The organism is Curtobacterium sp. 18060 (assembly GCF_902706105.1).
Taxonomy (GTDB): Bacteria; Actinomycetota; Actinomycetes; order Actinomycetales; family Microbacteriaceae; genus Curtobacterium.
The window spans coordinates 65,196-76,126 of sequence record NZ_CACSJV010000016.1 but is presented as its reverse complement, the minus strand read 5'-3'; the positions used below and the strand labels follow the sequence as shown (position 1 = coordinate 76,126).

At 64.3% G+C, this 10,931-nt stretch carries 14 protein-coding genes and 1 tRNA gene; 5 read left to right on the top strand and 10 right to left on the bottom strand.

Annotated features, from left to right (window positions below; translation table 11 throughout):
* The first annotated feature begins 826 nt into the window (after positions 1–826).
* Complete coding sequence (locus GVL05_RS10005) at positions 827–1,276, top strand: hypothetical protein (protein ID WP_159573061.1); 450 nt, start codon at positions 827–829, stop codon at positions 1,274–1,276.
* A 414-nt stretch (positions 1,277–1,690) separates the two neighbouring features.
* On the top strand, positions 1,691–2,020 hold the full coding sequence (locus GVL05_RS10000) for a hypothetical protein (protein ID WP_159573060.1): 330 nt from the start codon (positions 1,691–1,693) through the stop codon (positions 2,018–2,020).
* A gap of 76 nt (positions 2,021–2,096) precedes the next feature.
* Here the strand turns inward: GVL05_RS10000 and GVL05_RS09995 are convergent, their stop codons facing one another.
* The 9 genes from GVL05_RS09995 to GVL05_RS20355 form a co-directional block, all read right to left on the bottom strand.
* Positions 2,097–3,005 (bottom strand): hypothetical protein, encoded by a 909-nt coding sequence (locus tag GVL05_RS09995; RefSeq protein WP_159573059.1) that lies wholly within the window; start codon positions 3,003–3,005, stop codon positions 2,097–2,099.
* Between the two features lie 47 nt (positions 3,006–3,052).
* Entirely contained in the window at positions 3,053–3,526 is a 474-nt protein-coding gene (locus GVL05_RS09990) for a hypothetical protein (protein ID WP_159573058.1), read from the bottom strand.
* Positions 3,477–4,289: a hypothetical protein gene (locus GVL05_RS09985; protein WP_159573057.1), complete on the bottom strand. Its 813-nt coding sequence runs from the start codon at positions 4,287–4,289 to the stop codon at positions 3,477–3,479. Before GVL05_RS09985 ends, GVL05_RS09990 begins: the two co-directional genes overlap by 50 nt.
* A 9-nt stretch (positions 4,290–4,298) precedes the next feature.
* Positions 4,299–4,877 carry an HNH endonuclease gene (locus tag GVL05_RS09980; protein WP_159573056.1) on the bottom strand — a complete coding sequence of 193 codons (579 nt, stop codon included), beginning with the start codon at positions 4,875–4,877 and terminating at the stop codon, positions 4,299–4,301.
* Positions 4,874–5,143: a hypothetical protein gene (locus GVL05_RS09975; RefSeq protein WP_159573055.1), complete on the bottom strand. Its 270-nt coding sequence runs from the start codon at positions 5,141–5,143 to the stop codon at positions 4,874–4,876. Before GVL05_RS09975 ends, GVL05_RS09980 begins: the two co-directional genes overlap by 4 nt.
* 77 nt (positions 5,144–5,220) lie before the next feature.
* A complete protein-coding gene (locus GVL05_RS09970) occupies positions 5,221–5,610 on the bottom strand; it encodes a hypothetical protein (protein WP_159573054.1) in 390 nt (129 codons plus the stop codon).
* Positions 5,607–6,926 (bottom strand): BRO family protein, encoded by a 1,320-nt coding sequence (locus GVL05_RS09965; protein ID WP_159573053.1) that lies wholly within the window; start codon positions 6,924–6,926, stop codon positions 5,607–5,609. Before GVL05_RS09965 ends, GVL05_RS09970 begins: the two co-directional genes overlap by 4 nt.
* A gap of 116 nt (positions 6,927–7,042) precedes the next feature.
* On the bottom strand, positions 7,043–7,237 hold the full coding sequence (locus GVL05_RS09960) for a helix-turn-helix domain-containing protein (RefSeq protein WP_159573052.1): 195 nt from the start codon (positions 7,235–7,237) through the stop codon (positions 7,043–7,045).
* Positions 7,234–7,461 carry a helix-turn-helix transcriptional regulator gene (locus GVL05_RS20355; RefSeq protein WP_123672283.1) on the bottom strand — a complete coding sequence of 76 codons (228 nt, stop codon included), beginning with the start codon at positions 7,459–7,461 and terminating at the stop codon, positions 7,234–7,236. Before GVL05_RS20355 ends, GVL05_RS09960 begins: the two co-directional genes overlap by 4 nt.
* 100 nt (positions 7,462–7,561) lie before the next feature.
* Here GVL05_RS20355 and GVL05_RS09950 point away from each other — a divergent pair, with 100 nt between their 5' ends.
* Together GVL05_RS09950 and GVL05_RS09945 are read left to right on the top strand one after the other, a co-directional pair.
* Positions 7,562–8,014 (top strand): helix-turn-helix domain-containing protein, encoded by a 453-nt coding sequence (locus GVL05_RS09950; RefSeq protein WP_159573051.1) that lies wholly within the window; start codon positions 7,562–7,564, stop codon positions 8,012–8,014.
* Between the two features lie 427 nt (positions 8,015–8,441).
* The gene (locus tag GVL05_RS09945; RefSeq protein ID WP_327785636.1) at positions 8,442–9,161 is read left to right on the top strand and encodes a GAF domain-containing protein; all 720 of its coding nucleotides are present in this window, start codon (positions 8,442–8,444) and stop codon (positions 9,159–9,161) included.
* Positions 9,162–9,453: 292 nt separating this feature from the next.
* On the opposite strand, the gene GVL05_RS09940 is transcribed toward GVL05_RS09945, so the two are convergent.
* Entirely contained in the window at positions 9,454–10,728 is a 1,275-nt protein-coding gene (locus GVL05_RS09940; protein ID WP_159573049.1) for a site-specific integrase, read from the bottom strand.
* Between the two features lie 102 nt (positions 10,729–10,830).
* Here GVL05_RS09940 and GVL05_RS09935 point away from each other — a divergent pair.
* A tRNA-Thr gene (locus GVL05_RS09935) sits at positions 10,831–10,923 on the top strand.
* Positions 10,924–10,931 lie beyond the last annotated feature (8 nt).

Sequence of the window (10,931 nt, the reverse complement as noted above, 5' to 3'; positions counted from 1 at the left end):
CCCCGGCGGGCAACCGCGACCACATCGCGTCGGAACTCCTCCGGATAAGGCTTGGCCATGATCGACATCCTTCCACCGAGGACCAAGTCCTCAGAGGTCAGGAGTCAACCCAACCTGCAGCAGTCCCTCTCAGGGGTGATTCTGACCTGCACCGTTGCTGATGCTGCAGCCATGTTCGCCTCCATGTGTGCCATGTACGTCAAGTGGTCGGCCGGTCTCGTCTGGGTTCCGCGGTGCCAGCAGCGGGTTACTCAGGGTCACGGCCTTGAAGGGTCCTCGTGCTCGCGCCGCGATCGTTCGGTTCGCTGTGCGGCCGGTGTTGCCCTGACGTGACAGGTCGGGGCCGGCGGCTAGGTGCGGTGCTGATGCGTGTCGGCTGGCACGAGGAAGTGTGGGGGCACAGCAGAGCGGGCAGAGGCGGCCGAGGGGTGTTTTAGGTCCTCGGCAGGGCGCATGCCCGCTCGCTGGCGGAGCGGCAGCTTTGCTGGGGTTCACCTGGCGGGCCACTGCATGAAACCGCTCAGCCGGTCTACTGGAACGCAGCGCCGAACCGGCAAAGGCGACTGCGAGCGATGACCTGATCGCCTATCCCCGTAGCTGTACGTGGAAGACCGGCCCAACCAGTCTTGTCGGCGTTCAGGGACCTTTGACGCGTGAGCGTCCTCCCGAACCATGCGGAAGTCGAACCGCGGTTGTTGTCGCAGGCGCGGTGTGCTGCGGGTGGGTCACCACCACCATGTCGTCGGAGCCAACCCGAAGTGGCTCCGACAGCCCCATCCCAGCTCGTCTCCTTACGGCGAGCGCCGTGCTGCCGAGAGTGTGGGACGTGGGGAAGTTCATCAGCAAGAAGCGCCTGTCGGACGACGTAGCCGCGCTCGCCGTGGATCAGAAAGAGGCGGCGGACGCTATCGCCGCTCTTCAATCGAAGGTCGACAGCCTGTCTTCGGCCTTGGACAAGAGTGACGAACGTGAACCGCCCAAAGCTCTGTGGGCGCCCGTTGGGGTCGTCGCCGTGTTTGTCGCCCTCGCGTTAGTCATCGCGCACTTCGTCTACGCCCAGGATGCAGGTCGCCAGTACCGCGCCATGGCCGACGTCATTGGGGCTGTCCTGGTCGTGCTCTCCGTGGTCGCTCAGAGCGTCTTGGTCATCCTGGATGCCTGGGGAGTCAGCTCTAACAACCGCCTGAGGGCGAACGTGTCGGTCTTCTCAATCGCGAGTGGCCTCGTCGGAGGCATCTTTGTCGTGATCGGGGCACTCAACGCGCACGGGCTTTGATGAAGTACAAATGCCCGCCATCTCGGGCGGGCATGCGGTGTTACGGACATCTTAGCTCAGAGTTGAACACCCCCGCTGCTCATTCTCCCTCGGAGTGTCGCCAGACAGGGAAATGCCGCTAGCTTGCCGGGTATGACTCAGTTTCCCACTGATTGGCACCCGTCCTGGATCACGTACGAGTGGTAGGGTGACATCGGCACCGGGCTTCTGAGCTTCCTCGCTGCAGCTGTCATCGGAGGAATCACTGTCACCATCGCGATCCGTTCCCACATTCTGGCAGGCCGGTCTGTTCGCGAGGCGAAGGATCGCGCGGAGCGAGACACCGCTGACCGCTATCGCGATCAGCTCGTTCGTGTCGTCGAGCCAGCAGTCGGCGACCTGGTCGCATACGGAAACCTGATCGACGCGGCAAAGATGGTCAACACGGATGAAGAACGGCAGGTGCGTGCCGGGGTGCTTTCGCGCCTGATTCTGGTGGATGCTGTTGCTCAGGGAGAGGATCGAGCACTCACCTCCGCCATCATCGAGTCATTCAGTCAGGGGTCGCGCGTCTTGCGCCATGGCTGGATTGTGCGCGTACAGATCGCTGGCCGCTTGGCAGGAGCGCTTGCAGGCGTAGTGGGGAAACAAAACTCCCATGACGAGCTCCTCGCGGATATCAAGGGCGCTGTCGCGAACGAGGAGAAGAAGGCTGACGCCGCTGTGCAGGCCCAGAAGAACGCGGAGGCAGAGGCGGCCCAGTAGCTCCGAGAATGGGTGCAGTACGGCAAACCAGTGGCGCCCGCGCTTGAGAAGATCAGCTTGGGCGCCACCGAGATGATTATGCTCCCTGCTGCAGCCGCGGGTTCTGGTCTCGCATCCGCTTGCCTCGCCAGATCTCACGCAGCTGGTCCGCGTTCACGTACACCGCCCCGTCCGCCGTGTGGGTCTTCAGCCCGTCCTGCTGGATGTACCGGTTCAGAGTCTGCGGTGTGATCCGCATTTCTCGGGCAGCCTGCTTCTTCGTCCACCACGTAGTCGGTTCTGCGACTTCCTCGGAGCGCATGTCACGCAGGAGCTCGGCGAGGTCCCGCTCCTTCAGAAGCGCGGCGGTGTCGCCTTCGAAGCCGCAGTAGGAGCACACGAGCTTGAAGTCCTGCAGCTGCTCCGAGTGCCACTCGACGCCCATGGACGGGTCCCCGCAGACCGGGCAGGGCCGCGGGAAGACCGGGCGTGGACCTCGGCCTTCGCGGGGGAACTTCTTCCGGAGGTCCCAGACGATCGCTGCGACGTCGTCGAAGTAGGCGCTGGCCTGCTGGTGGCGTTCGATCTTGTCCTGGTGCAGCAGGAGCCACACGGTCGAGTTTCGCACCAGGACGGCTGCGCCCTCTGGAGCGACGCCAGCGCGGAACCCCTGCACCTCTCGGCTGTTCGACCATGCGTACGTCGCTGTGACAGGGGGAGCGATGTGCAGGGTCTCGGACCAGTACGCGACCCAGTTGAGCAGCTGCGCGTACGCGGCGTCGGAATCGTCGACGGCGTCCACTCGGAGGGGTGCCGGTGCTTCCTTCGAAGCGGGGCGGGGGAGTCCGTCCGAGCGCTGAGCCCCTGCCGGCGTGATGAGCGTCCGGACATAGGCGATCAGGCCCGGAGCCTCACCGAGCCGGTGGCGTGCTCGAGCTGCTGCGAGCGAGAGGAGAACCTTGGGGTCGACGGCTGCTTCTTCCTCGGGCTGCTGGGTGATGGTCATGCTGTTCCTCGTCGGATCGGGTGCAGTCGGGTGGGCGTTCGAGGGGGTCACCGCAGGTACTCCGGGGCTGCGGGTTCAGCGGGGTTGGCAATCGCTCCGAAGCCGTGCTGGCGCTCGATATCGCGTCGCTGCTCGAAATCGTTGTACGCGTCCCAGGACTCGAACCAGGACCGGCCGATCCACACGCCGCGGCGGGCAGCTCGGTCGGCAGAAAGAGCGTCGGCGAGCGCCGGTGACAGCTTCTGCGTGTCCGGCCATTCCGAGGGAATGACGCCTCGCGCTCGTCCTTCACGGACGGCTGCCACGTTCTGCTGCTGCAGCCGCTTAGCGCCAGCCACGATGTGCGCCGGCTTCAAGTAGTCCGTGGACTCACGGAAGTGCTCCACGCCCGCCTCGTAGGCGAAGTCGACGTCGAGGTCACCGAGAACGTCGTACCAGGCGTTCACCGTCTCGGGGTCGATGTTGCGGTGGTCAACGAGGGAGAACGTGGTCAGCAGCTTCGAGAGCTCGAGCTTGTTCATGCTGTGCCTCCTGGGCGAAGTGTTCGACGGTGCTGAGGTTTCGGTGGAACGCGGTCTGCTTGGTCTGGGTGGCCGTGGGGTGAGCGAGGTCGTCGGACCAGCGCTCCTGGTTGAGCCAGGGGAGGAGTCCCGGGACGTACTGGACTTGCCTCCCGGATGCGGTGAAGGCGTCGCCGTGGCGAATGATCTCGGCGGCGAGTTTCTCCGCGCTGATCTTGCGGTCGCGGACGAGTCGCTTGAACTTCTCGAACGCTGGCTTCCGGGCTTCCTTCTTCGGCCAGTGCTCCCACGCCTGCTCGAAGAGCTCCGAGTGTGCAGATCCGTCCGATCGCGGTGAGTACGAAGTACTCACCCATTCTTCTGACTTCTTAGAGGAAGACTGGGCGGAATCGCCCCGCTCTTGACTGGGCGGATTCGCACCACTCGACTGCGCGGATTCCTCCGTCACGCACCGGTACGACTTGGTCCGATCAGTGATGCCGTCCTCTCGGTGCTCGGCCGCATCGAGGTGTCCAGACTTCTCGAGTTTCGCGATCACTCGCTTGATCTGGTCGGAAGAGAGTCCAGACGCTCGCGCGAGCTCTTCACGGTTCGCGCGCCACCACGACTCACCGTCCCTCTCGTACCGGTGAGGGCTCTGTTGCGCTGTACGGAAGTAGATGAGCTGCCACACGATCGCCTCCATCGCACCGAGCTCCCGGACGAGAGCAGCGCGGAGCGGGATGAAGTCGGGATCGATCAGTAGCGCCTGCGACACGGCCATCAGAGCTCCTCAGAGTGGCTGAACATCGATCGGCCTTTCTTGCTCGCGAAGGCGGTCTTCGATGCGCTCGCGAACGATGGACAGAGCAACCTCGTACGGCACGGAGCTCTTGTGAGCCATGGATTTGGCTACCTTCAAAATTCGGTCCCCTTCCTGGACGAGGAAGCGCACGGCTTTTTCCTCAGCGTCAGTGGTCGCGTGCGTCATGCCGTTCTGTGCAGCCCGCCCCATGGATGGATGGTTGCCGAACTTGGTCATGCCGGAGCGTGCGAGCGCCCACTGCCACGGCATGAGGTTCCCCTTGTCCCGGTTGCAGACGACACACATCAGCCTGAGGTTGTGGAGGTGGTTGCATCCGCCGCGACTGAGCGGGATCCAATGGTCAAGCGTGAGATCTGCGGTAGGCCGACGGCAGGCTTGGCAGTTGTTCCAGTCGGCGGGCCAGCGCTTGTGGAACAGGTTGATCTGCAGGCGGAGCGCTCGCGTGTTCTTGGGACGTAGCTTGCCGGTGCCCCAGCACTCGACGGGCATCCAAGGCAGGCGCTCCAGCACCGCAGATGCCGCTACCACGACTTCTGCGCCGGTCATGAGCTACCGTCCTCGGTCACCGAATCGTCCGGGACGAACAGTGCGATGTCCGCCATCCGTTCGAAGATCTCCCGGACAGTGCGGTCGTTCCAGGCGAGGCCGTGGTCGCGTTGGAAGCGACGAAGGTGGCGGTCGGTCGCGGCTCCCCATAGGTTCTCGCTCGCCATTGCTACGCCCGGTGCCGCGAACGCTACGAGCACTCCGAACGACCACACCAGGTGCACCGGGCCGAGGGTCACGATTGTCTCGCCGCCGTGGTGCTCCACGGAGGGCAGCCATCGGTTCCATGCTGCTTGCGCCGCGTTCGTCTGGGCTTGGCGCTCAAGCGCGCAGACTCCGGCCATCAGACGCTCACCTCGCTGTCCGCGTCGATCATCAGCTCGAGCTCGAGCTGGGCGAACGGGTCGTCTGCGAAGGTCACGATCTGCTGCGTGAACACAACGCGGCCGAGGATTTGGCGACGCTCCCACACGTCAGCAAATCGTGCCCATTCTCCGCTGGGAAGCGCGAGCCCCCACTGCTCGATCTGGCGACGCTCGCGGTCGCTCGTCCCGGGGTAGTCGTAGACGACGAACTTCTTGAGCGACGGGATCCGGTAGTAGAGGGCAACAGCTCGCCCGACGTGCCCGTCGACCGTCGTGATGTGGACGTGGCGGTGTTCTGCTCGCCGGAACTCGACGGTGTAGTCCCGGTACTTGCGACGCTCGGCCGGCGTCGGCGCCCACGCGCTCATCGGCGCACCGCCGCGGGGTGACGGTTCAGCGCAGCAGCGAGGGCGCTCGCCGTCTTGTACGCGCGGTCGATCGCGCGGAACGAGTCAGCGGAAGTCGCGTACTCGTCCTCGATACGGAGGTAGGTGACCCACTCCTTGTCCTGCCCCTCGCACATGCGGACCTCGACCGAACCCCAGTCGCCGGCGATGGTGTCCGCGTGGTGGAAGACGATCTCGTCTGGCTTGTGCGTGACCTTGCAGCCGAGCATGAGGCAGGGACGCGGGGGAGCGTCGAGCAGCTTGACTACGGCGTCGAGGATCTTCCCGACGTAGCTCTGCGTTGGAGTGACGAGGCCTTCTTCGAGCTTCGCGAGGTAGGCGGTGGTGGTGCCGATGGTCGATGCGAGGTGCTGCTGCGACAGTCGGCCCTGGGTCCGGAGTGCCCTGAGGGTTGCGCCGATGTCGGTGTTCGATGCGATGATGGACGTAGACATTCTGTGTTTCTCCTTCGGGAGTGAGGGCCTTCGAGTTGCACCTCGAGGGCCTTCGGTCTGTATGGCAGTCGTCAGACGGCCGTGCTGAAGCGCGAGGTGGTCAAGTCGCCGAGCCGGACGCGGAGCCGCTCGAGGCCCTTCAACGTGACGCGCACCTGCGGGGGGGTCGACGACGACTTCTCCGGTGCGCGGATGGTGGTGCGACATCGGTCGCTCGGCGAGGTAGCCGGCATCGACCTGTGCCTGACGGGCCTTCCACTTCCCAGCGCTGCCGCGGTAAATCCAGCCGAGATCGTTGAGCTGCCGGAAGAGGCGTTGCGATCCGAGCGGGATACCAGCGCGCGCGAGCATCTTGGCCGCGTCTGCGACGTCGTAGTCACCCGTGCCGTCCGCTATCTCGTCCCATGCCAGCGCTCGCGGTGCGAGCTCGGCGATCTTGGCGTCTTTCTGCTCGAGCATCCGAGCGGATGCCTGCAGAGCTCGAGCGATGAGAGTCGTGTCGTCTTCGGCAGGAGTCTCGACGTACGAACCCGAGCGGCGGATCGTCGGCAACACATCGCGTGTGACCCAGCGGCGGAACTCAGCCGCGAAGGGGGTGCGGGACTGAAAGATGAGCTCGTACAGGCCGGATTCGTTGATGACCTTGGCGTTCTGGGTGCGGCCCATGCTGTCGATGACGTCGGCACTACCGACCCCATCAACATCCAGCCTGCCAAGAGCATCGCGCGGGTTCATGAGCCCGAGCGCCCTGCAGACATCGACCCCAACGAACCAGGGCTCGCCGTCGATGACCAGCGTGCGGACGTTCAGGCCGTCGTACTGAAAGTTCAGGAGATCGGTCACGGGGTGGTACTCCGTTCGGGTAGACCGTCGAGGTGGTCGAGCTTGCTGTAGCAGGGGATCGGGTCCTCGGCGATGAGGACGGCGGCTATGAAGCGACGAAGGAGCTGGACCATCGGTCAGTCGCGTTCGGGCAGCGATGCGACATGTCGGTCCAGGTCTTCCTTGCGGAACTTGATCCGCTTGGAGTCGCCGACCGGGATGAGCTCGCCCTTGGCCCTGAGGTCGTCGACGTCTCGGAGGCTGCAGCTCAGGTAGTAAGCGGCGAGCTCTCGGGTGAAGAGCGCTGGCGCAAACTCGATCCGCGCGTTCACGCCGCACCCCTGAGATCGAGAGGTCGGGGTTCGGCCAGGTAGCTGCCGATGGCCGAGGCTGCATTGCCGAGCCAGAGATCGGAGGCCTTCACAGCCCCGTTCTCGACGCGAGAGAGGTAGGTGGGCGACGCTCCCATGAGGAGAGCGACTTCGTCTTGGGTGAGACCCGCACGTTCGCGAAGTAGACGGATGCCTACCCCCGGGTGACTCGATCGGTTGGTCATAGGCAAGAGAGTACGCCTTTCTGCCGGTAAGGGGAAGGAAAACAGTGGGTTTTGCCGGTTCCCTTGCCGCCAACCGGCAAGAACCAGTAGTGTCGGAGGCGTGAGTACAGGAGCCGACGGGCAAGAAATCGACTGGACGCAGGTGGATCTCCGGCGCGCCACAGCGCAAGAGCGCTTGTTCTACGGCGCAGCTGTTCGCGACCTAAGGCACGCCAGGGACATGACCCAGGAAGACCTCGCGTTCGCCGCGAACGTGTCCCCGAGAACGATCCGAAACATCGAGCGGGGGATGGTCACTGGTCAGGTCGACGTGCTTGAACGCTTGTTCCGGGCGCTCGACATCCAGCTGAAGGGTGCCGCGCTGAGTACGTCCACCCAAAGTTGGATGGCTGTGATCGGGCCGTTGCTGGAAGTTCTTCCAGAGCCAAAACGTGGCGTTGTGGTGCAGCGCGTGCTTTCGATGCTTGCTGAAGCTATCCAGCAGTCAAACGACCCGACGCCTCCTGGCTCGCAGGGCGATGCTGCAGGAGCGGGCGGCGGCGTCGAGAAGTAGCTGGCGCCTCCCGCTTCTATCTCGCGCAGCGGTAGGGCTCGGCGGGCACCTCGCCGGCAGGACGCCTGCTCCATGCCTATTGGAACGACGAAACCCCCGAGCCTGACTGCTCGGGGGTTCTGAGTTCTGGGCGCAGCTTCGCTACGTGGTACCGATTGTGCCACGAGGGGCGCCGGTACTGCTAGATACGTGGTCGGCGCGGTTCGACCCTCCCTTAGGGCAGCCGCACTCGACCCTGCGGAGGTCCGGTCAAAGTGCGTGCGCTACGAGGTCGCTGAGGCCGTCGAACGAGATAGGGTCACCTTTCGTGCCATATCAACGACCGACAAGCCGAACGCCCCAGCGGCGCTTGCGACTTGTTGACCGTGCTCACCAATCGGTCGATCGCCTATTCGGCGTCGCTCCCCGCCTGCTCCTGGTCTTGTCGGTGTTGGCAGGGGCCGCCAGCGCTCTGGCGCTGTTCCTGGCCGGCCTTCCTGATTGGACGGACTGGCGTACCTTCTGGGTCTGGGTTGGTATCGCATCGTTCGTCGTCGCGGGTCTGCTCGCAGCTGGCATTGACGAGGCTCGCAAGCGTGAGACACAGGCGAAGCAGGCAGAGGGTGCTGATGCGCAGCTCGCCATGACCGACGCTTTCCAGCCGATCCTCCGGCGTATCACCGTGCTTGCTGCCCGGCCATCCGACAAGAGGGTGGAGCCCTACCAGAAGGTCGTGAGCGCCGTGCTACGAGCGATGCCGACGCTCTTCCCTCGTTCCGTGGACGTGCGCATGGTGGTGTATCGGGTCGACAGCACCCGGGGACGCAAGAAGCGACTCGAGGTCGAAGACAGTTCCGGACGCCAAAAGGACACCCCACGTGCGTTCGTCACGGGCGAAGGCGGACGTGGCGACGCGGTCTTCGCCTGGCTGGAGAAGCATGAGACCAAGTTCGTGCCTGACATCGAGATGGAGTCCGACCCAGATTGGAAGGGATCAGGGCGCGGCTATCGAACCTTCATCTCAGCTTCCATCTGGTCAGGGACGGACGTCCTTGGCATGCTCACTGTTGACGCTCCCGAGCCGGGAGACCTCGACGAGACCGACGTTGCGGTCATGTCTACGTTGGCTCACTGTCTCGCCATCGCCTTTGAAATTCGCGGACGATGACATCCAGCGAGTTGCATGAGAACCTGTCGGCAGTCAGACGTACACTTCGACGCAGGAGGTAGCAGAACGATGACAAAGTTGGCAACCAGCACTTCCGAAGAGCCGCGTCGCATGCCCGATCTTTCAGACCCGAAAGTTCGCGCCGAGCGCCGCGCCGAGGCCGAGCGTCTCGTGCGTGACGAAGCCGCCCGTAGACGATCCCGCCGATTGGCAGCCCGAACAGCCTGAACTGAACGAAGAAGCCCCGCTCGCTCCTGCGAGCGGGGCTTCTTTTCGACGCCGAGCTCTCGCCTCAAGTTTCGAGGGCGAAGTGCGAGCCGAGCTTGTCCATCGCATCGCGTGCGGCAGCAGACGACACGTGCTGGTAGCGGCGGGTGACCGCTTCGGACTGGTGGCCGACAATCTCGCCGATGATCTTCGCGTCGACACCGAGCTCCATTAGCACGGTCGCGGTCGTGTGCCGTGCCCAGTGCGTCGTCGGAACGGGGGAGCCGGGCGCGCGCTGGTCCTCAGCGATGACGCCGGCCTCGAACAGCAGATCGCGCCACGTCTGCTCGTCCTCGCCCCACAGGTACGGTTCACCGTTCGCCTTGCGCCAGATCAGTCCGTAGGGGTTCGGCCGGTCGGCAGTCTTGACCAGGTAACGGCGAAGCGCTTCAGCGAGCGCCGGCATGAGCGGCACATACCGAGGTTTGCCGGACTTCGGGCGAATGAGGCAGAGGCGGCCGTTGAGCTGCTGGTACTCGAAACCGTCAGGGATCCGGAGCCGGCGGTTTGTGCAAGAGCCAGCGCGAGTCTTGCCGCAGCGCCAGGTGCCGTCTTCGATGCGGCCACAGCCGTGTTCGAAGGGCACTTCGGACAGCGCCCACTCGACGCCGATCGTCGGTTGGTCGGAGTCGAGGTCGAGGGAGTCGAGGCGAGCACCAATGCGCTCGCCTTGGCGCAGACCGCTCAGTAGTGCGACCCACCAGCGGGTTCCGTCGTCGTGCTCTGCGGCGACCTTAAGGACGGACAGTGCCGCTTCCGTACTCAGTGCGCCACGGTTTGATTCGCCCTGCACCGGGGCGTTGACGTCCTCGCACACGTTGCGCGCGGCGATGCCATCGACCCGCGCCGACTCGAGCATGAGCGACAGCACCTGGTACGCCTTCCTCGACGTCGCAGATGTACGACCGGCGTCGGCGACGGCCTTCGTCATGATTCGAACGTCGGACGGCTTGAGGAACGCGACCTTTTTCGCGCCGATGGTCGGGACGATCCAGTTCCGGCTCACCGATTCGTACGACAGCAGAGTGTTCGGCTTGAGGTTCGGCTTGCCGACCGTTTCGAGCCAGTGCGTCGCCCACTGCTCGAGCGTGGTCTTCGTGTCGAGTGCGGCGCCGTGCTGCTGGATCTGCTTCTTGATCGCATCGAGCTTGCGGCGCGCACCTTCCTTGGTCTTCGACGTCACAACGCGTTGGCGACGGCGGCCATCGGGGTGGAAGCCGTCGTCGATGACGCCCCGGTAGAGCTTGCCGCCGCGGATGGCGTAGAGCCCTCCATCGCCGGAATCCCGCTTCCTCGGCACTGTTCCTCCCGGTACACACATCGGTACACACACTTAACCGCAACCACGTGGTTGCAGTTGCTCGTCTCGATGGTAGCCCGATCCGCATCATTCCGGGGATAGGCCGCCAGTTTCAGCGCTTGCCGAGTAGCCACAGTCTACCGCTCCTATTCACTCGTAATGAATAGGTCGTCGGTTCGATTCCGACAGGCGGCTCAGCACAC

Bases quoted from the DNA above. Each gene is read 5' to 3' on its own strand.
- GVL05_RS09980 (WP_159573056.1), bottom strand. From the start codon at position 4,877: ATGACCGGCGCAGAAGTCGTGGTAGCGGCATCTGCGGTGCTGGAGCGC.
- GVL05_RS09990 (WP_159573058.1), bottom strand. From the start codon at position 3,526: ATGAACAAGCTCGAGCTCTCGAAGCTGCTGACCACGTTCTCCCTCGTT.
- GVL05_RS09995 (WP_159573059.1), bottom strand. From the start codon at position 3,005: ATGACCATCACCCAGCAGCCCGAGGAAGAAGCAGCCGTCGACCCCAAG.
- GVL05_RS10000 (WP_159573060.1), top strand. From the start codon at position 1,691: ATGGTCAACACGGATGAAGAACGGCAGGTGCGTGCCGGGGTGCTTTCG.
- GVL05_RS09970 (WP_159573054.1), bottom strand. From the start codon at position 5,610: ATGAGCGCGTGGGCGCCGACGCCGGCCGAGCGTCGCAAGTACCGGGAC.
- GVL05_RS09985 (WP_159573057.1), bottom strand. From the start codon at position 4,289: ATGGCCGTGTCGCAGGCGCTACTGATCGATCCCGACTTCATCCCGCTC.
- GVL05_RS20355 (WP_123672283.1), bottom strand. From the start codon at position 7,461: ATGACCAACCGATCGAGTCACCCGGGGGTAGGCATCCGTCTACTTCGC.